At 69.1% G+C, this 19,637-nt stretch carries 18 protein-coding genes and 1 pseudogene; 8 read left to right on the top strand and 11 right to left on the bottom strand.

The window, feature by feature from the left end:
* Positions 1 to 35: 35 nt before the first annotated feature.
* The 10 genes from ACI784_RS09340 to ACI784_RS09385 form a co-directional block, all read right to left on the bottom strand.
* The gene (locus tag ACI784_RS09340) at positions 36 to 1,187 is read right to left on the bottom strand and encodes a M23 family metallopeptidase (RefSeq protein ID WP_457013264.1); all 1,152 of its coding nucleotides are present in this window, start codon (positions 1,185 to 1,187) and stop codon (positions 36 to 38) included.
* The gene (locus ACI784_RS09345) at positions 1,184 to 2,692 is read right to left on the bottom strand and encodes an ATP-binding protein (RefSeq protein ID WP_457013265.1); all 1,509 of its coding nucleotides are present in this window, start codon (positions 2,690 to 2,692) and stop codon (positions 1,184 to 1,186) included. The genes ACI784_RS09340 and ACI784_RS09345 overlap by 4 nt, the downstream gene beginning before the upstream one ends.
* Positions 2,689 to 4,200 (bottom strand): SCO6880 family protein, encoded by a 1,512-nt coding sequence (locus tag ACI784_RS09350; protein WP_457013266.1) that lies wholly within the window; start codon positions 4,198 to 4,200, stop codon positions 2,689 to 2,691. The genes ACI784_RS09345 and ACI784_RS09350 overlap by 4 nt, the downstream gene beginning before the upstream one ends.
* Positions 4,197 to 5,840: a hypothetical protein gene (locus ACI784_RS09355; RefSeq protein WP_457013267.1), complete on the bottom strand. Its 1,644-nt coding sequence runs from the start codon at positions 5,838 to 5,840 to the stop codon at positions 4,197 to 4,199. The genes ACI784_RS09350 and ACI784_RS09355 overlap by 4 nt, the downstream gene beginning before the upstream one ends.
* Positions 5,833 to 6,639: a hypothetical protein gene (locus ACI784_RS09360; protein WP_457013268.1), complete on the bottom strand. Its 807-nt coding sequence runs from the start codon at positions 6,637 to 6,639 to the stop codon at positions 5,833 to 5,835. The genes ACI784_RS09355 and ACI784_RS09360 overlap by 8 nt, the downstream gene beginning before the upstream one ends.
* Entirely contained in the window at positions 6,639 to 7,022 is a 384-nt protein-coding gene (locus ACI784_RS09365) for a hypothetical protein (protein WP_457013269.1), read from the bottom strand. The genes ACI784_RS09360 and ACI784_RS09365 overlap by 1 nt, the downstream gene beginning before the upstream one ends.
* Positions 7,019 to 7,903 carry a hypothetical protein gene (locus ACI784_RS09370; RefSeq protein WP_457013270.1) on the bottom strand — a complete coding sequence of 295 codons (885 nt, stop codon included), beginning with the start codon at positions 7,901 to 7,903 and terminating at the stop codon, positions 7,019 to 7,021. Before ACI784_RS09370 ends, ACI784_RS09365 begins: the two co-directional genes overlap by 4 nt.
* 925 nt (positions 7,904 to 8,828) lie before the next feature.
* Complete coding sequence (locus ACI784_RS09375; protein ID WP_457013271.1) at positions 8,829 to 10,562, bottom strand: hypothetical protein; 1,734 nt, start codon at positions 10,560 to 10,562, stop codon at positions 8,829 to 8,831.
* The gene (locus ACI784_RS09380; protein ID WP_457013282.1) at positions 10,559 to 10,798 is read right to left on the bottom strand and encodes a GMC oxidoreductase; all 240 of its coding nucleotides are present in this window, start codon (positions 10,796 to 10,798) and stop codon (positions 10,559 to 10,561) included. Before ACI784_RS09380 ends, ACI784_RS09375 begins: the two co-directional genes overlap by 4 nt.
* A 12-nt stretch (positions 10,799 to 10,810) precedes the next feature.
* Positions 10,811 to 11,899 (bottom strand): hypothetical protein, encoded by a 1,089-nt coding sequence (locus tag ACI784_RS09385; protein ID WP_457013272.1) that lies wholly within the window; start codon positions 11,897 to 11,899, stop codon positions 10,811 to 10,813.
* Positions 11,900 to 12,812: 913 nt separating this feature from the next.
* Here ACI784_RS09385 and ACI784_RS09390 point away from each other — a divergent pair.
* The 4 genes from ACI784_RS09390 to ACI784_RS09405 all read left to right on the top strand — a co-directional run bounded on the left by ACI784_RS09390 (position 12,813) and on the right by ACI784_RS09405 (position 15,038).
* Positions 12,813 to 13,157: a hypothetical protein gene (locus tag ACI784_RS09390; RefSeq protein ID WP_457013273.1), complete on the top strand. Its 345-nt coding sequence runs from the start codon at positions 12,813 to 12,815 to the stop codon at positions 13,155 to 13,157.
* A 213-nt stretch (positions 13,158 to 13,370) separates the two neighbouring features.
* Positions 13,371 to 13,949, top strand: a complete 579-nt coding sequence (locus ACI784_RS09395) for a hypothetical protein (RefSeq protein ID WP_457013274.1) — start codon at positions 13,371 to 13,373, stop codon at positions 13,947 to 13,949.
* Positions 13,950 to 13,960: 11 nt separating this feature from the next.
* Positions 13,961 to 14,806 carry a phospholipase D-like domain-containing protein gene (locus ACI784_RS09400; RefSeq protein ID WP_457013275.1) on the top strand — a complete coding sequence of 282 codons (846 nt, stop codon included), beginning with the start codon at positions 13,961 to 13,963 and terminating at the stop codon, positions 14,804 to 14,806.
* Positions 14,745 to 15,038 carry a phospholipase D-like domain-containing protein gene (locus tag ACI784_RS09405; RefSeq protein ID WP_457013276.1) on the top strand — a complete coding sequence of 98 codons (294 nt, stop codon included), beginning with the start codon at positions 14,745 to 14,747 and terminating at the stop codon, positions 15,036 to 15,038. Before ACI784_RS09400 ends, ACI784_RS09405 begins: the two co-directional genes overlap by 62 nt.
* A gap of 572 nt (positions 15,039 to 15,610) precedes the next feature.
* Here ACI784_RS09405 and ACI784_RS09410 read toward each other — a convergent pair.
* Positions 15,611 to 16,147 carry a hypothetical protein gene (locus ACI784_RS09410; protein ID WP_457013277.1) on the bottom strand — a complete coding sequence of 179 codons (537 nt, stop codon included), beginning with the start codon at positions 16,145 to 16,147 and terminating at the stop codon, positions 15,611 to 15,613.
* Positions 16,148 to 16,586: 439 nt separating this feature from the next.
* Between ACI784_RS09410 and ACI784_RS09415 the strand changes: the two are divergent.
* The 4 genes and pseudogenes from ACI784_RS09415 to ACI784_RS09430 form a co-directional block, all read left to right on the top strand.
* Positions 16,587 to 16,883 (top strand): annotated as a pseudogene (locus ACI784_RS09415) (transposase); the annotation flags it as partial.
* Between the two features lie 312 nt (positions 16,884 to 17,195).
* On the top strand, positions 17,196 to 17,495 hold the full coding sequence (locus ACI784_RS09420) for a DDE-type integrase/transposase/recombinase (protein WP_457013278.1): 300 nt from the start codon (positions 17,196 to 17,198) through the stop codon (positions 17,493 to 17,495).
* 321 nt (positions 17,496 to 17,816) lie between these two features.
* Positions 17,817 to 18,806: an IS481 family transposase gene (locus ACI784_RS09425; protein WP_457013279.1), complete on the top strand. Its 990-nt coding sequence runs from the start codon at positions 17,817 to 17,819 to the stop codon at positions 18,804 to 18,806.
* A gap of 502 nt (positions 18,807 to 19,308) precedes the next feature.
* Entirely contained in the window at positions 19,309 to 19,593 is a 285-nt protein-coding gene (locus ACI784_RS09430) for a hypothetical protein (protein WP_457013280.1), read from the top strand.
* Positions 19,594 to 19,637: the final 44 nt, after the last annotated feature.

Here is a 19,637-nt window from a genome sequence, read left to right on the forward strand (position 1 = left end):
CATGGCTCCTCCTCCGTTCGCGGGCGGGGCGTGGGTCAGCCGGGGTCGGCGGCGTGCAGGTCGACGCCGCGGTCGGCGAGCCACGGCGCCGGGTCCACCGGGACGCCGTCCCGGCGGACCTCGAAGTGCAGGTGGACGCCGGTGCTGTTGCCGGTGGAGCCCTGGAAGCCGATCAGCGCGCCGGCGCGCACCGGCTGGCCGGCGCGGACGGCGTAGGCCGACAGGTGCCCGTAGCGGGTGGTCACGCCGGCGCCGTGGTCGAGCTCGACGAGGTTGCCGTAGCCGGCCAGGCCCAGGCCGCCGTCGCGGTCGCAGTAGGCGCTGGTGCACGCCGCGGTGAGCACGGTGCCGTCGGCGGCGGCGTAGACGGGGGTGTCGCGGGGGCCGGCGATGTCGATCCCCGCGTGCAGCGTTCCCCAGCGGGGCCCGTAGCCGGAGGTGACCGTGCCGGCGGTGGGCCGGATCCACGCCCCGGCGGCGACCGGCAGGCCCGGGCAGATCCCGGCCGCCGCCCCCGACGGATCGGCGGCCACCGCCCGGGCGGCCGGCCACAGCATCGCGGTCAGCTCGCGGGCGAACGGCTCCCAGCGGGCGTAGGCCCCGCCGGCCGCCGAGATCTGCACGGCCTGCGCGGCCCGGGTGAGCGGGATCGTCCGCCAGTGCGGCACCTCGACCAGCCGGGCGTAGAAGGCCTCGGCCGCGTAGACGGGGTCCATCAGCTGGGCGACGGTGCCCCAGCCGGCCAGCCAGCGCTGCTGGAAGGGATTGACGCTGTCGTGGTCGGCGCCGAGCCCGTCGTGCGGGTACCGGAGGCTGGTGGCGGTCACCGCCGCCTGCGCGGCGGTGAGCTGCGGGCTGCGGCCGTCGTTGGCCAGCATGCGGAGGCGGGACTCCTGCTGCGCGGTGGCCAGCGCCACCGTCGCGGCGTACGGGTCGAGCCCGCGCGCGGCGGCGACGGTGACGATGGTCTGCGCCTGCCCCATCTGGGCGGCGTCCAGCGCGAGGCCGGCGACGGTGGCGCCGGTGCCGGCCCGCGCGCAGGCCGACGACGCCGCCGTCGGTGCGGGTGCGGCGAGAACCGCGAGCGGGACCAGCAGCAGGGCGAGCGCGGCGACCACCGGTACCGCGACGCGCGCGGCTGCCCACCACAGCCGGGCCCGCGCCGCGCGAACCGCCGCCCCGCTCACGCCGGGCCGCCGGCGGTGAGCGCGTCGTTGGTGAAGGTCAGCCGCAGCTCCGGCGCGGTGAGGACGGTCTGCACCTGGAACGCCCGGTCCCCCACCAGCCACAGGGCGCGGCCCTGGCCGGCGACCGCCCAGCCAGTGACGACCCGCTGGGCGGTCGGGGTCAGGCCGAGCATGCCGCCGAGCTCGTCGCCGACGGCCTGGTCCTGGCCGTGCAGGACCTTGACGTCGCACAGGTGCAGCAGGTCACGCGCGATGGCGACCGCCTGCGAGGGGGCGTCGCCGGCGGTGAGCATGTCCGAGGGCTTGTGGACCAGCAGGACCTGCACGTCGGCGTCGCGGCGGGACAGCCGCAGGTTGGCGTCCAGGCTGCGCACCGCCTCCACGCCGAGGCGCATCTGCCGCCAGGTCTCGTCGCGGATGACGATGCGCAGGTCTCCGGGGTCGGCGATCTCCCGCATCGCCTGTCCCCAGGAGTTCAGGCAGGTGAGCGCGATGCCGACGGCGGAGTCGCCGAGCGGCTCCAGGCGGGACAGCGACAGGGACTGGATCGGTGCCCGCCAGTCGACGGCGATGGTGGTGTGGTCGTCGAAGAGCCCGGCCAGGGAGCCCTTGACCAGGGAACCGAGGGCGTCGCGGAGGGTTCGGGTGGCGTCGAGGAAGTGCCGGCAGTCGGCGTAGCGGCAGGCGGCGACCAGCTCGGCGGGCGGCTCGTCCAGGGCGCGCCACAGCCGCGGAATGGTGGCCTCGGTGAGCCGGGTCGCGCCCGAGCGGTGGCCGGTGAGCAGCCGCAGCGCCTCCCCGACGGCGGTCTCCTCCACCGGGCCGAACGGCACGTGCTGGGAGCCGACCAGGCCGCGCAGCAGCACCAGCCAGCGGGCGAACAGGACGGCCTCGCGGCGCCGGGCCTCGGCGGCGTCCAGCCGCTCCCACCCGTGTCCGAGCGGCCCGAAGGCCAGCGGGTTGATCCGGGCGGGCAGGCCGGAGCCGAGAACGAACGGCTCCACGCCCAGCGCCCGGCACAGCGGCTCGTACTCGTCCTTGGTGTCGCCCAGGACCAGGGTGCGGTAGCCGAAGCCCAGCATCCGCAGCGCGAAGGCCTTGACGGTGGCGGACTTGCCGCGCCCGGGCTTGCCGAAGACGACGACGTTGGGATTGGTGACCGGGATGTCGTCGTCGGTGACCCAGCCGATCGGATCGCAGTAGAACGCCCCGCCCGACAGCAAATCGATGCCCATCAGCGCGCCGGTGGGCGGCAGTCCGCTGGTGGCGATCAGCGGCCACACCACCGGCGTCTGCTCCGAGGTCATCCGCCACACCGACAGCGGCGCCGGCGTCGCCGCCCGGCCCCGTCCCCGGCCCCGGGGCCCGCGGCGCGACACCGGCTGGGCGAACGGGCCCCGCTCCCGCGGTGCCTGCTGCGCGGGGGGCCGGGCGGGCAGCCGGTGGCCGAAGTCGTCGAGCAGGACGGCGACCGCCCGGCCCCGCCGGTCGCAGCGCCGGGTCATCGTCGGCCCCGCCGGTGGGGCAGGCCGACGCCGAGCGGAATGGCGGCGGCGGCGAAGCCGGAGTCCTGCGCCAGGTCCAGCCGCAGCGGCACGTAGCCGGCGGCCCGGATCGAGGCGTCCAGCCGCCGGCCGTGCTCGGCGACCGGCCAGGTGCCGGGCACGGTGACGCAGGCGGCGACGGCGGGGCGGACCAGCGCGCGGCCGGCGGCGAGCCTCTCGTCGGCGGCGCCGATCCGCTCGGTGTCCCGCCGCTGCCGGGCCCGCTGGCGGAAGCCCATCCGGGCGCGCAGCTCGTTGCCGGTGGTGGCGCTCATGTCCTCCCGGCCGACCAGCCGGGTGGCCCGCTCCAGCGGCAGCGGGGCGAGGAAGACGGTCAGGCTGCGCCGCTCCCCCGCCGTCGTGGGCACCAGCACCGGGGCCAGGGCGCCGAGCACCGCGCCGGAGTCGGGCAGCAGGATCGTGTCGGTGACCGACGCCCACGCGTCGTGCACGTAGTGCCGCAGCTCCGCGCGGGCCACCGTGGGGCCGGCGGCGGCCATCGGCACCCCGGTGGCCAGCCGTGGATCCGCGGCGGCGGCCAGGTCCGCGGCGACCAGCTGGGCGCGGTCGCCCGGGGCGAACCCGGTGCGGACCGCGGCGGCCAGCGCGGCGGAGTCCAGCCAGCCGACCGCGGTGCAGCCGACCGGGCCGCGCAGCGCGGCCTCCACCTCGGCCATCACCCCGTGCAGCACCCGGGCGCGGCCGTCCACGCCCCCGCCGGCTTGCCGGGCGGCCCGGTGAGTCCGCGCCTCGCCGACCACGACGGTCACGAAGGCCTCGGTGCGCACCGCGGCCGGGGTGAGGGTGGCCCCGAGCAGCGCATTCACCCGCGCCGCCAGCGCCGGCGCGTCGGGGCGGGTGTGGGCGCGCTCCCAGGCGGCCCGCTCCGCGCCGTCGTCGGGCACGGTGCGCACCTGCAGGGCCAGCACGTCGATCAGCTCGGTGCGGGCGGCCAGCTCGCACAGCTCGGCCAGCCCGGCGCCCATCCGGTCGCGGTCGGCCGGCTCGGCCAGCCCGATGCCGGGATGGTCGATCCGCGCCACCGCCGCCCAGGTGCGCGCGGCCAGGTCTTGCACGATCACCGGGCGGGTGAAGTGTGGCCCGAACGGCGGCCCGTCGTGGGTGCGGATGCCGGCCAGCACGCCCGGCAGATCCGCCTGGGAAAGGTCGTCGGCCGTCCCCGCCGCGGCCCGCGAGCCGAACACCGTCCAGCCCATGCCCCCTCCGATGCCGTGCAGGCAGAGATCGCCGAACCACCGGCCGGCCGCGCGGCCGCGCACGGGAAGTAGCAGCACGGCGGCCAACAGCGCCCACACCGGCAGCCATGCGATGAGCAGCCCCCATGCCTGGGCGTTCAGGGCCAGCAGCGCCGGCACGCCGGCGAGGGCGACCAGGGCCAGCTGGGCGCCGGTCATGCCGAGGAACCAGCCGGCCACGTCCCGGGCGTAGTCGCCGTAGCGGGCGCTCATCGCCCGTCGCCGTCCGCGGGCGGGTCGCGCCGCGGCACCCGGGGAGCCGGCGGATCCATCTCGTCCGGACCCCGGGGGCCCGTGCCGTCGATGTGCTGGGCCGGCCAGGCCGCCACCGGCCCCTCTCCGGCATCGCCGTCGGCCGCCGGGGGCGGACCGGCACCCGCACCTCCCCCTGGCGGAACGCCGTCCGGGTGCGCCGACCGCCCGTCCCGCCGCCGACGACCCGGCGTCCCCGGGGCGCTCCCGGGGCCGCCCGCCGGCGGGCGGCCGGTCATCGGCTGCCCGATGTACGGATCGGTGTGCCCGACGCCGGCACCGGAGAGGACGTCGGCGGCCGAGGCGGCCACCCCGGCGGCCAGCCGGCCGGCCTGCGCAGTTCCGGCGGTCAGCGCGGACAGCGCACCGGCGAACCGGCCCTGCGTCGCGGCGTCGGCGGTCGACTCCCCTTGCGCGCGGTCCCCGGCCACCCGGGCGGCCGCGCCCGAGGCGGCCACTCCCCCGCCGACGGCCGCCGCGGACGCCCCGGCGGCGGCGCCACCACCGCGGCCGCCGAGGCCCTGCAGGGCGCCGAGCACCCCACCGGACGCGGCCAGCGACTGCCGCAGCGCCGCTCCGCTGGAGGTGCCCGGGTCGACGAAGGCCAGCAGCCGGAACAGCGCCAGCGGGCAGACGGCGCCCAGCAGGACCAGCAGGCAGCCGACCACCGCCATGCCGACCGCGGCCTCGGTGCTCGTCTCCTCGGCCCCGGTGAGGATGCCCTCGGTGATGGTCACCCCGACGCCGAGGACCAGCACGGCGACCGGGGAGACCAGCAGGGCGGCGAGGAACCAGCGCAGGCTGCGCCAGAACCAGGCGCTCGAGGTCTGGGCCAGCAGGCCGCCGGCGGAGATCGCCGAGGTGGCCGTCAGCACGATCAGCGCGGCCTCGCGGACCAGCATCAGCAGCAGGTAGCCGACGCTGGCCGGCACCAGCAGGAAGATCGAGGAGACGCCGAGGACGGTGGCGACCGTGCCGTCGACCAGGTCGCGGCCCACGCTGATCGAGGGGTCGAAGGCGGCCAGGGTGTCGATGCCCAGCAGGCTGCGCAGCAGGGCGGTGGTCAGCCCGGAGACGCCGGTGACCAGCAGCGCCGCGACGCCGACGTAGCCGGCCCACACCAGGCCGAACTGGACCAGCCCGATTAGCAGTCGGCCCAGCGTCTGCCCGTCCCGCCGCACCGCCGCGACCCCGAGCTGCACCAGCGCCATGAGGCCGGCCACCGCGGCGCCGATGCCGAAGGTCACCGGGTAGATCCCGGCTAAGGGGCCGTCGGCGGACAGGTCCGGGGTCGCCAGGGCGTCGACCACCGCGAAGGCCAGGCGCAGCAGCCACAGTCCGGCCTCCCACAGCGACACCATGGCGCTGATCCACACGTCGGTGACCACCGCACCGGCCGCCTCGCCGGCGACGCAGAACGGATCGGTCGGTGCGCACGAGAGCGAGCCGTCGTCCGCCGCCGGAGCCGGCGGGAACGCCCACACCTGGTCGGCCGACGCCGGTGCGGTCGCCGCGACCCAGGCCGCCACGGTCAACCCCAGCACGGACAGCGCCCGCGGGGGCACCGATTCGATGCGCCGTCGCGGCTGCGCCCTAGACATGCCGGAGCTCCCGCCAGCCGGTGGCGATGGCCGCCTCGGTGCCGGGCCAGATGGACGGCGCCGGCGCAGGCTCCGCCCCCGCGCCGATCACCCACCGGCCCCCCGTCCGGGTCATGCGCTGGCAGTCGGCGATCGCGATCCGCGACGTCTGTTCCACGGTGACCGTGAACTCGAAGTTCACGCACACCACCGCGAAGCCCGGGCCCACCGTGCCCTTGATCAGCCCCATCACCGGGCGGACCACGACGGCCAGCTCCGGGGTCCCAGCAGCGGACAGGCCGGCGGCCGAGAGCAGCCGGGCCATGCCGTCCACCCCGGACCACGTCGCCGCGGTGGGGCCGCCCGGGGCGGCCCACTCGGCGATCACCCGCCGCGCGCCGTCCAGCGACCCGCTCTCCATCGCGGTCACGTCGATCGCCGCCAACTGCGCCAGTGCCCCTTCCGGTGTGCTGGGAAAGCCGGTGGACACGTCCGCCGGACCCACGCTCGTGGCGTGGGGCAGCTCGACACCGCCGGCGATACGGGCCGACACCGGCCCGGGCAATGCCGCCTCCGGTGCAGCGGACGGCATGGGCGCGGCCGCGAGGGCGTCCTCACGCGAGAAGGCCGTGGAGGGAGCCGTCCGTCGCGGTGCCTCGGTGGTGCCCGGTCCGTCGTCGGTCACCGCTTCGATCACCGCGAGAACCAGCCCGACCAGCACCGCCATCGCGACCAGGGCACCGGCCCCGAGTACGGCGAGTAGCCGGGCCGGCCCCCACTCCGGCGCACCGACGCCGCGGACGTCCGCACGGCGGCGCATCACGTGCACCCGCTGCCGGTGATCGAATCCAGGATCACCAGAATGACCGTGTAAGTGATCGCCACCATCACGACCACCGCGACACCCATCGCCCCGTACCGGGACGCGTGCGGATGCGAGAAGATCCGGCCCACCAGGATCGAGCCCAGCGACACCACAGCGCCGATGCCGATCAGCGCCAGCACTCCCCACTTCGTCCACGCCGTCACGTCGTCGGCGAACGTCTGCATCCCCGGAGGCGCCTCGGGACAGACCGCCGCGACCACCTCCACACGCGCCGCGGCCACAGCCCAGCTGTCCAGCAGATACGGCCCGACGAGCAGGGTGACGACAGCACCCAACACCTCCACCGCCATGACCCGGGTCGTGGCTGCGCTCGTCACCGGAGGCCTCCCCCCGGCCTCCTCCGCGTCGACGGCACTCGGTGTTGCGGATCAGGCCGCGCCAGCACGCCCGGTGTCACCAACGCGGCCAGCAACCGGCCCGCGGCCGCCACCCGCCTCGGCAACCCGTCCGCGGTCAGGCCCGCTGTCTCCAGTCGCCGGTCAACCGGAACCGGGACCACGCGGCCACGCGAACGCAACCCGCGCAGGAGCGGTCCGCAGCTGGCCTCCACCGCCCGCGGCCAGCGGACCGGCCCCACCGCAGCCACCAGCGCCCCACCGCCGATGGTGCTCAACACATGCTCGGTCTGCCGGATGGCAGGCACCGTCACCCGAGTCACCACAACCACCCGCTCGCCGCGCTTCCAGGGCGCGGCCGAGCCGGTGTCGGGCAGTCGGGCGGTCAGGCGCCAGCCGACGTCGACCACAATCAACCGCTCCGCGTCATCCGCCTCCGGTAACGACGGCAGCTCCACCTCCACACGGCTTCGAGCCAGACGGACGACGTCGAGGCGACCGCGACGACCCCGCCGCCACCCGGAGCCGTCCGCACCGAGCTCAACGCTGGACGCCGCCACCAACCCCGACCGCGCCGGCTCGGAGTACTCCACCAACTGCACCCTGCGGCTGCCCGCCAGCGCCTCCGCGACCGCTAGCGCCACGGTCGATGCCCCAGCCCCGGCGTGCCCCGCCAGTACCAGGACCACGGCAGCGCGCGCACCAGCGTTCACGCAAGGCGTGCCTGCGGCGACACGGGAAGCACCGGCTAGGAGCGCCGCCCCCGACGTGCGCTTGCGAACAGCGACATCGACGTTGCGACGAGCGTCGAAGGCACCGGCTCGAAGGGCGATCACGGCCGCCCGCATCGCCTCGACCGTCATCGGCGGTACCGGGCTCGTCGCCGGAAGGCTGGTCTCCGCCTGACACGGCGACTGCGACGGTTGGCCACTCATCACGCGGCCTGGTGATTGGCACACCCACGAAGCGGGGCATTGATCTGCATGTCGCCGACCGTGGCGAGCAGGCTCCAGTTGATCTTCAGTGTGCATCGCCGTGCAGCAGGTCGGCCCGAGGGGTCGCGGCCCAGTGCAGCGGAGGAGACAGGCGGCCGGACTTCGCCGGACTACTGGAGGAGCACCGGAGAAGTCACTCTGTGGCTGCCTGACCTGAGGCCCCTAGTCGACGTGCGTCGTGGCCGAGGCCCTTGCCAACTGGTCCACCGGACGCCGCACACGTGCATCCACCAGCGGTCGTCCCCAGAGTCGGCGATCGTCGGGTTGTGGAGGGACTGACCGCTGCCTTGGTCGTCGACGCCTTCTCCCGCAAGTACGTCGACTGGGCGATGGCCGACCACCTGCGCAGCGAGCCAGTCCTCGACGCCGTCCGCTGGCGATCACCAACCGCCGGCCGGAACGGTGCGCTACACCGACCGCGGCTCGCAGTGAACCCGCTACGAGTCGGCAAGGCGCTGCGCACCTCCGGGGTGCTGTCCGCGATCGGCGGGTGGGTGCGCATTCGAGAACGCGATGGCCGAGTCGTTCTCCGCCACTCTGAAGGAAGTGCTGATTACCGCCGGTCCGGGCCGACCCGCCATGAGCTGGAAATGAAGCTTTCTCCGACATCGAGGACTCCAACAACACCCTCCGCCAACGCTCGAAGCCGAACAACCTCAGCTCCGATGACTACGAGAACATCCATCTGACACGAGATGAGGTGTCCGCCTGACGGGGGGCACTCCACCCGACGGAACGTCAGTTCAGAGCCCGACAAGTTCCGAGGCGGGACAGTCAGAGTGCAAAGACTCCATTAAACGGTTAGGCCGCGCTCCGCGCAGTAGCTGTTCAAAAACGTACCGGCTTCCACTTCGGTCTTCGCTAGCAACCGCAGCATCTCCCGCCACTTAGGCAATGCAGGGTACATCCGGGCCACGGCGACCTTGTCGAGATTGTTCTGTTGCCCCCAATGCACTAGCCCACCGTGAGCAATGGCCAGATGCTCCAACTCACGGAGGACCTGCACGCTGCCGGGGATGCCGCGCAGGACGGCCACTTCCACACTCACCGTGCACGGCCATTGTTGCATTGCCAGCAAGGCCGAACTGCGCGCCATGTAGCGCAATGAAAACCAGCCGGCGATTGCGTGGCCACGCTCGGCATGCTTCTCAATGATCGGCAACAGTTCCTGTTCTATGACCTCCAGATAGTACGCGGTCGTGGCATTGAAGAAGACCTCGACCGAGTTGCCTCGGTAGTACTCGTTCACCCAGGGCGGCCCGGCCATGGCCTGAAAGCTGACCGCCTCCCTCGTGCCTCTGCGATGCGCCGCGGCCAGAACGCCACGCGTCAGTCCGCGAGTAATGCCAGCCAGACGCCAGGCGTTGGCCGTGCGGCAGACGGCCGCGACCAGGTCGCCTGGACGGCCAGCCGCCAGAGGGATCAAACTCATCAGCGGCAGCTGCAGCAGCCAGGTCAGTCGACGGCCGAGGCGACGGCCCGGCCCGTGCCTTTGCCCTTGGCGAAGGGCTAGCCAAGTTAGCCCCAGAAGGATGGCCAGCGATCGAAGCAAACTGCCGCCACCCAGCAAAGCCCGGGCGACCCCCTGTCCGAACCACATCGGTCGCGTGCGCGGGAGGACCGCACCGACGTCGCGCGTCGTCAGATAGCAAGTCCGATCCGCCGCTGTCCCGGCACGGTATGGGCTGACGACAAGCTGGACACCGCGGTGCTCAGCCAGTATCTGACCAGTTCCCAGCGCCGCTCGGGCCTGCTGCCAGGAGAGTCGCCTGATGGAGCTACGCAAGGCGTACTGCGGCACGACGTCGAGCAGGACGGCGTAAACGATGCCGAAACGACCTAGGCTGATAACGGCCGCCGCCAGCATGTCGTCGTCGTAGTGCGCCGTGATGCCGGGATATGCGGCTTGCAGTCCTGCCTGCGTGGTAACGGCTGCCGCCCGCTCGATCCAGTGCTGCCGACCACCCGGGCCGACCAGGTGAAGGGCGCGGACGGCATCGGCTAGCGGCGGGAGGTGTGCATCCATGCCATGCGTACCGGTGGCAATGGCGCCTGCCAGTGTTTGACCGCTCGAGCCGCCCATCGTGGGCAAGGCCCAACGTGTTATTGGTGCTGACGGCGTGCCATGGAGTAGTACTGGCGATGGCTCTCCCCTAGGCGGCTGGTCCAGCCGCTGACACAGCTTATACAAGGTGATGCCGGCTTCGACGTGACAGACGCCGAGTACGGGAGCGCCCCAGCGCTGAGCTGCCGGGTCGCCGTCGGAGATCCCGGTGTAGGTCACCGTGTTCAGACTCTGGCTGAGCTGCCGCGTCTCCACGATGTAGTCGCAGGTTGCGCCCGGTCCACTAAAGGACCAACTGGAGCCGACGGCATGCACGTGGTGCGGTATCGGCTGCGACTCCGCCTCCTGGACGAGGGCAACCACCTCCGCCAGGCTGCGGGGGCGGTAGTGCCGAAGTGGACGCATCCGAAGGTCGCCCGCCCAGTTTTGCCAAACTGCATCATCCCAGCCGGTTGCGGTCATGCGGCCACCCGTCGGTCGATCGGCTTTACGAACAGTTCTGCCACCACGCAGCCCCGCGCCACCACGGCACCTTGGCAATTGACGCGCAGACTGGTCGTCAACAGGCCGGCGTCGATCATTCGCAGCTGTTGGTACCCGTGCACATCCAAGGTCGAATCGGCGACGCCACGGCGCAAGTCATCTGACATGGTGTCGCCGCCCCTACGGGTATGCAGCGCCGAAGATCGCCTACTTATTGAATGCCGCCGTCACAGCATGATGCAAGGCGGTTCAGCCCCAGGGGCTCTCTTGCAGAAGGTCTTAACCTGAAGACTAACGACGCCCTGCTCCTCTCTCAAAGAGATGTATGGCAATTCTACTGCGCTGACTAGTTCCTGTGGGGGCCCGTCAAATGGGTCGTAGACCAGTCGCCACTCTCCATTGACGACATCAAAGGTGCGCATTTCCCCCCAGGCGAGATTGACGGGACTCTCGGTTACCCACGTCGGATGATCAACGTCACGTGCGATCGTCCACTCAACGTGAAAGTTGATGTCGCCACTATGGCCGCACTCGTCCCGGCCGCAGGTCCATACCATGACGCAGGCTCGATCCGTGGCTCCGACATTGACCCAACGCTTGCTCCAATTGACATTCTCCCTCGAATATCGGGTCAGGTCGTCGAGCTTGAAGATGTCATCAACGTTGGATGGCACCACGAAGCGCCACGGCGGCGAAGCGGGCTCTGTGCAGTACTCCAGCGCCTCACTATCATCCCTGCCGCCCTGGGCGATTACACCAGTCGACTTCCGGAGCTGCTCCGTGCTGACGTCATGCCTTACACGCCGAATCTCTACGGTTCCTGCGGATGGTGGCATGACGCCAAGCAGGACAGAGAAGGTGGCCGTCTTATGGCGCTGCAACACAGGCGAGCGATAGGGAACGGTCAGGGATGCAGTTATTGGCGTGGCTGCCGCCCCTGTCGGTGCTGGCAAGATGTTTGACGGCACAATAAATTGCAGTTCCTGTGTCAAGCTCGTGCCTGGCATTCCCGGGCCTACCGAGATTTGACGATCACCAATGGTCAGAGTGGGAGCCATTCCCTCCCGCTGAGCCTGAGTGAAGATCCCTGTGACAGTGAAAGTGATGTCTTGCGATGGAACGAAAAAGCGAGGCTGCCATGTAGTAACTTGTGGATCTCCCCTAGAGAACGGGAGTGTTAAGGCTATGGCCTGCGCCTGCTTCACCAGTTCCTCAGCCGCCACCGCGCCTTCTCGCGCAAACCGGTCCACCATGTTCTCGATTTGAGTGATGCGATCGGCGAGTGCCTCATCGGAGCTTTTGATGGCCTTATCCAATGAATCTGCGAACGCTACGCGCGCATGATCGATTACCCTAGTGGCCTCGGAACCGGCCTGCGTCGTCCTGACACTCGCCTCAGCGCTCGCGTGTGTGACTGTCCAGTTCACCTCGCTGGAGAACTGGTTCAGTAGATTGCCCAGGAGTGCCCCACCAAATAGGACCTCGCCTCCGTTGCATCCATAGATTGCCCCTGTGATGAGGAAGGCGCAGACGGCACCCGCAAGTCGACGACGATGCCAGCGGACCAATTTGCGATCAGCCATGCCGCCCTCCCGAGGGGGTCGCCGTGTCATGTCTCGCATGTCGTCAAAGAAGGGGGATGAAAGACACCTGCCGCCCACAGACTTGGAATTCAGGCTGTCGCGGGAATGCTTAAACGCTTGGCTGCCCGCGCAGGATGAGGCTGCCTGAGACTTGACTAAGAGGGCCGGCTCCCTCCAGCGTCTCCTCATCAATGACCGCTGCTTTTGATCGCGACCGCCGCGGCGCTAATCTTGCATCGACTTGGGCCGCGGCTGTAGCTCTACGCTTACTCTCAGGGATGGGCGGCGTCAAGGGGTTGCGCCGGGAGTCGGCCCGGACTCGCCACAGCGTGAGACTGTGGGGCGCCTGGTCGCTCGACTAGGCCGCTAGTGCTCCGTACCGGTACTCCTTGATGTGATCTGCCGCCGGAGTGACCCTTTCTCATGGCCGCGCACGTGCGGACTGTGGAAGTGCCCTACGCCGATGGGGGGAGCTGCAGCGGCGGTTCCGGGACAAGGGCGCGCCGGCCCGGGAGGTCGAACGCCCCTGGATCGTGCTGCTCGCGGCCGAGGGCGTGCCGGACAAGAAGGTCGCCGCGCTCGTCGGCTGCGCCGAGCCGACGGTGGTGACCTGGCGCGGCCGCTACGCCGAGGCGGCCTGGTCGGGGTGGAGGACCCCGCCGCGGCCGGGCAAGCGGGCGCAGCTGCCCGAAGGGCTGCGGAAGCGGGTGCTGGAGCTGACCTTGACCGAGCCGCCCACCCTCTCGGCGCGGCCCATTGGTCCGCGCGGCTGCTGGCCGCCGCGCTCGCCGGTGAGGGCACACCGATTTCCCACACCCACCCTCGGGCCTGGATCCGCCGCCACTTCGGCATTCAGCCCTGGCGGGCGCAGATCTTCAGGTTCTGCACTGACCGGCAACTGGAAGCAGAGATCCGCGACGTCGTCGGCCTGTATCTGCATCCGCCGGGGAAGGCGGTGGCGCTCTGCGTCGATGAGAAGCCGCAGATCTAGGCGTTGGAGCGGACCGCCCCCTCCCTGCAGGTGCGGCCCATTTTCGCTGGAGGTGCGGGATGACAGGAGAAGAGCGCGATCAGCAACCACCGACGCTCAGAGATCGCAAAGCCCTAATCGAGGCAGGGCGCGAAGCGATGCGTCGAGTGTACAAGCGGTATGGCCGCGACCCGGACATCGATGTGGTGCTCGGGGTTGCACGCGTGGGCCTACGTGAACTGGATGCTGGTCGGCCATTCATGCGCTCTCCGGCTCAGTCGCGGCGTCCGCGTGAAGTGCTCGGGCGGAATGCTGGCTCAAACCACGGGTTGGGGTGGGTCAACAATGAATCTTAGTTTTGACGAGTTTGACGAGGAGACGCTAGCGGACATTGTGCGCTACTTCAACTACGCGGCTGGCTTCCTCGCGAGTGCCGATTCCGGCATCACGCCAGACTATGCAGTCGAAGATGCTGTACATCACCGCGTCCAAGAGATGGCCCACTCCAACAGCTTCATGTGGAACATTGAACAATTGGAGAACGTGCACGGCTTCGGCCAAGACCAACTGCGGCAGGCTGCCTCGGCCATCACTGACAGGATCGATCGCAAGCTTTTGCTGCAGCTCGCTCCCGTAGTGTCTGCCAGTAACCAGTGCGACGCCGTCGTCGATGGTCCCGATTGCTTGAGGGTCGTGCTGGAGGAGGTCGCCGTGGCGGAACACTACGTGAATGTACAAATGATGCTGTTTTTTAGCGACGACGCCGGTTGGCGGGTTGCCGGGCACTCGCCGAGAGAGCCCAGGCCGGGGTAAAGGTGCGCGTGATGGCCGACGGTGAGACGACGAAGAGCGGCTACTATGGCAGTGTTGCCGTCAACTCCTCAGGAGAGGCGGATTTCAGTAGGATTGCGAGATTCCTTCGTCAGGCCGGGGCGGAGGTCATTGACTCGGATCAAGAATCGTACTGGGAGTGGGACTGGGAGGACAAGCGCCGGCAGTTTGCTGCAGAGGGCGTACCAGAGGTGTTTCTTCGGATGCAAGATTTGGTGCAACGGGACGTTGAGGCGAATTGGAACGTTGTTGACCACCGCAAGTTTATGGTTATCGATGGAAGACCAACACTGATCGGCAGCCTCAACATCGGCGGAAACTACCTTTATGGCGACCCCGTGGACCAGGATGGCCTACCCGTTGACGCTCGGCAGTGGCACGACGGGATGCTGCGTATTCGGGGGCCACTCGCCGACGGACTCAATGGACTGTTCGCGTCAACATGGACGGTGCGGGGAGGGGGAACTTTCAACGCCGAAGCGAATTACAGACCCCTGGGGTTCGTTGGGCATGATGATTGCGCATTGCTCGCGTCCTTCCCGGGAGATCCGAACAACTTGATACGTGCCTATTATTTGGCGCTCCCGGGGGTGGCGGAGGGCAAGGTGTTGATCGAGAACCCCTGCATCTCTGATCGGAGCTTCTTCCATGCCCTTGGCCGACTTTCGAGGGAACGCGCCAGCAATGTAATCCTCATCAATCCCTATACAACAGAGGCGAGCGATTACCCCTTCCAAGCTTCGGCAATCCGTTGCAACAGAACCATGCGCTCGAGGGGTGCGTCTGTTCGACTTCTCTGGGGGTCGACGCATGACGCATTGGAAGACGGCCCTGAATGACCGTGCCAATGTGGTCTGTCATGGTTCGTACAACCTGAACTATCGTAGTGCTCTGCATGACTTCGAAGCTGTGGCCCTCGTGCGCAGTGAACGGCTCGCCGATCAAGTTCGAGGGCTTCTTGAGCGAGACCTGGCGGTTTCGACGCAGGTCGCCGACACAGGGCAATTCTTCCAGTGGCCAAGCTCTCATCCGAGTTGCCAGTTTTTATGGGCTGCAGACTGGCTTTCTTGACGAGTCATTGGCTGGAGGCTCGTCGCCTGTCGGCAATTCGCTCGGCTCGGCCACTTCACGCGGGCAGCGCTGCGGAAACCCACTAAGACTGCATTCCTTTCATCGGACCGGTTGTTGGCAAGCTCCCCGCGAGGGGAGATTGACCCGTCAGTCGCATCCTGGATCGGTCGATAATGTAGGCTCCCTACACGCACAGCTCCTCTCTGCCACCGCCGGGGCCATCATCTGCCGGCGGGTCGGCACCGACGGCATTCACCGTGCCGATCGTGGATAAGCGATATCTGCGATGCGATTGAGTGGGCGGTTGCTGCCTTCAGCAGCCGCTTCGCTTCTGATAACGTCTGCCACGCTTGGGTCGGCCTGTGTCGGCTCCGCCTTCCACGGCCATTGTGGGTGCAGCATCGCTAATTGAAGCGGTGGCTCGCGCACAGGCGGCCCGGAGTGGCCGCCCAGGTACGACGGACGAGGTTTGCTCTTACCGCGGAAGCTTCCGCAACATCCACCGTCCCTCCCGGCTGAGCAAGCTCGGTTGGTCGATTTGTGGGGGCTGCTAAGTTGCAGCCCTACATCCGTCACTGCTCCATGTCTTTATGCTCGACTGATACGGGGCCAAGCCTGGCGACCTCACCATTCGGTACATTGATTGAGGCGCTCGCGTAAAGGCGGTGAATTCTTAGGCCACGCGGATCTTTGCCTACGAAGTAGTAGAAGCAATCCATATCCTGCTCATTCGCCTCTTCGCAAGTCTTACCGGGCACGAGCATAGGGGGGACGTCCTTGATGCTGACGGTATAGGTTGTTTCGATGCGAATCCTCGTGGCAGGTCGTTCAACCCAGCCACCCTCCCAATGTTCCAAGCGGCAGGTAGCGCCACAGCTTTCGTAAAGGATCGCAGACGTTGACCAGGCGATCAAAGTAGCCCGATATTCCTGACCTGGGTCGCTGGAGTACCAGCGGATCACTTCGGGCGGCTCCCCTACCAGCGCACCGACCCGTTCCGCTTCTTCTTCCCGTGTCCGAAAGCTTGGGGGATTTGGGTTTCCGCGACGTGGGGCAAGAATCGAGACCAGGATTGCGTCACCCGCTTCCTCCCTGTGGGATGCGAGCACGCGTTGGTAAGTCTGATCCTCCCGGAAAACCTCTACAACCCCTGTGGGGCCAGTCATGTCGTACAGGAGATGAGTTGGGGGGTGCGTGCGGGCGCCAGATTGCCCATGGCTGTTCAGCTCCCTATCGAGCAGCATGGGCACGTCGCGGGCCGATATATCTAATCTCTCCCGCGGGGTGGGGTATGCGTCCCTTCGCTTTCTGGCAGGGTCTCCGAGCCGCCGCAGTAGGCGACCGACATAGGCGATTACGGCTCTTGCAGTCGCTGTCACGGCTTCCGCACCTTTCCCTTGTCGAGTCACCCCGCCATTGCCTTCCATGAAAATCGTGCATGCAGCGGCGTCACATGAGTGTCACCGTGGCGGCACGACGTAGCTGTCCCGGAGGCTCTCAATCCACATGGGTATGATAATAATTGCGGCACCGTAGAAGTACCCCGATGAGGTACGTAAGCGGGCGATGCGCGCCGCGCTCGATCTGGTTGAGGGGCGGGAGAGGCTGAGCGTCAAGGCCGCGTGCAATCGGTTGGGTGAGGAGTTGGGGATCGTGCCGGACTCGCTGCGGAGCTGGGTGCAGCAGGTGCGCATCGACACCGGCGCCGCGCCGGGTCTGACCACCTATGAGCGGGCACGGCCGGCCGAGCTGGAGCGGGAGAACCGCGAGCTGCCGGGCGACCGCGATTCTCAAGAGGGCGTCGGCTGTCTTCGCGGCCGAGCTCGACGGCCATGTCAGCGCTAATCGACTACCTCGACCAGCATCGTCAGGAGTTTGGCGTCGAGCCGATCTGCCTCGCGCTCGCTGATGCGGGCGCCAGGATCGCTTTGAGCACCTCCTACGCTGGCCGAACCCGACCGCCCTCGGTGCGGGCGGTCGGCGACGCCCAGCTCAAGGTTGATCCTCCGGGTGTACGAGGCCAACGCCTACGGCGCCCGCAAGGTCTGGCGGGCTCTGACCGCGAGGGCGTTCCCCTTGCCCGCTGCCGGGTCGAGCGGCTTATGCGTGAACTGAGCCTGGCCGGGGCGGTCGGCGTGCAGGGTCAAGCGCACGACCGTGCGCGCGGACGTGGCCGCCCGCCGCGGGGACCTGGTCGACCGGATCTTCGCCGCGCCGGGGCCGAACCGGCTGTGGGTGGCCGACCTGACCTACGCCGCCACCTGGTCCGGCTTCGTCTACGTCGCCTTCGTCATGGACGTCTACAGCCAGCGGATCGTCGGCTGGCGCGCGTCGACCAGCCTGCGCACCGATCGGGCCCTTGATTCTCCCGAGCAGGGCCTGTGGACCCGAGCCCGCGACGAACGGGACGTGACCAGCCTGGTCCACGACTCCTACCGCGGCGTACACGTCGTATGAGTTCGGCAAGGGGCTGCGTGCCTCGGGCCGGCTGGCCTCGATAGGTCGGGTCGGCTCGGCGTACGAAGACGCGATGGCCGCGACGGTGTTCGCCACGCTGAAGACCGAGCTGTTTTAGTGCCGTTCCTGGCCAACCCGCCACAAGCTAGAGGTGGAGGTGGAGGTCTTCTGTTACCTCGAGGCCTTCTAGATGTACTGACCGGAGACGTTGGTCGAGGGTGTGCGATCACAGCGTCTAGCTGACTGATCTTGTGGAGGGAGGACCTCCGGACGTGGAGTGGAGCTGCTGAAGGCGACCACGACACGAACCCGGAGGTCCTCGTGCTCCACGCTAACGCCGCCCTGACCCCACGCCAGCGCCTGCGGTTGGCCCGCCTGGTCGTCGAGGAGGGCTGGCCCAAGAGCCGGGCTGCGGAGTTCTTCAGCGTGAGCTGGAAGACCGCCGATCGGTGGGCCGAGCGCTATCGGGCCGAGGGCGGCACCGGCATGGCCGATCGCTCCAGCCGGCCGCATTCCAGCCCGGGCAAGACCGGCCCGGCGAGGACCAAGCGGATCGTGTCCTTGCGGCTGCGCAAGCGCTGGGGCGCCGTGCGGCTGGCCGACGAGATCGGGGTGGCACCGTCCACCGCCGGGGCGGTGCTGCGCCGCTGCCGGGTCAACCGGCTGGCCCAGCTCGACCGGCGCGAACGGGTGGTGCTCCGCTACGAGCACCCCGCGCCGGGCGAACTGCTGCACGCCGATGTGAAGAAGCTGGGCAACATCCCCGCCGGCGGCGGCTGGCGGTTTCTCGGCCGCGAGCAGGGCCACGCCAACCGCACCGCCGACGGCGGCCGAGCCCGCAGCAAGTACCGCAACCCGCTGATGCGCCACGGCTTCATCCACGTCGTTCTCGACGACCACTCCCGGCTGGCCTACGCCGAGATCCACGACGACGAGACCAGCGCGACCGCCACTGCGGTGCTGCGCCGGGCGGTGGCCTGGTTCGCCGACCGCGGCGTGGCCACTCGCCGGGTGCTCACCGACAACGGCGGCTGCTACCGCAGCCGCGACTGGGCCGCTACCTGCGCCGACCTGGGCATCACCCCGAAACGAACCCGGCCCTACCGGCCCCAGACCAACGGCAAGGTCGAACGCTTCAACCGCACCATGACCACCGAGTGGGCCTTCGCCCAGTACTTCGCCAGCGAGACCGACCGCCGGGCGGCCTTTCCTGCTTGGCTACACGCCTACAACAATCACCGGCCCCACACCGGTATCGGCGGTCATCCACCCATCAGCCGCCTGACCAACCTCCCCGGTCAGTACATCTAGAACACCCGCCGCCGGCGCTCCCGGCTTTGGGCTCAGCCCCACCGACTACGAGACGATGCACATGACACAGAACGAGGTGTCCGCCTGACGCGCGAGTCACTCACGTGACACCCGGTGGCGACGACCGACGAGCGACCAGTCAAGGTGCACGGATGCAGGGTGCAAGCAATTCTTCACCAGGGCCGGCGACCCTATCGGCGACGTCATCGCGGGCGCCCAGCCGTCACCGCCGCTGGGCCGGACGGGTGCCAGGAGTTCGGTGGCCCCCTCGGCGTGCGCCGGCAGCGGGCACTCCCCCTGGTCGGCGGCGGCCAGCTCGACGCCGTCAAGGTCCGCGACACCTGGGTCGCGCCGCGCACAGCGGTCCACGCCCGGGCGGCCACTCGACAGCCGGCCGAGGTCGTGACCTGCCCGTGAGCGATCAGGGTGAGCCACAGAGCCCGCTGCGCCTGCCCCTTAAGCTGAGTGAGCACCGGCGGCCGACTCCGCAGACATGGCGTTGGTGACCTACTCCTACCCCTTCATCGCCCACGTTCTGGACGTCGCAAGCCAGGTACTTACCGGCCGCGAATTTACTATCGTAGCCAATCTGCTCGGGGTGCTCGGTTTCGCCTTGTCGGTCAGAGCGATGGGCGCGCGGCCATGTCCGGTCCGAGTGGACCGCGGCCACACATCCGCCGAAAAGGTTTCCGTGAAGGCGCACACCGTGGCCAAGGTTTGTGGCCTACTGCTGACTCCCGTCCTTGCTTTCGTGGCCGGCTGCGCCGACACCGCGAACGCTGCGTAGACCGCCCTGGACGCGATGGAGGGCAACGCCCCAGAGCCCCCCCC

The organism is Geodermatophilus sp. SYSU D01186 (genome assembly GCF_054050215.1).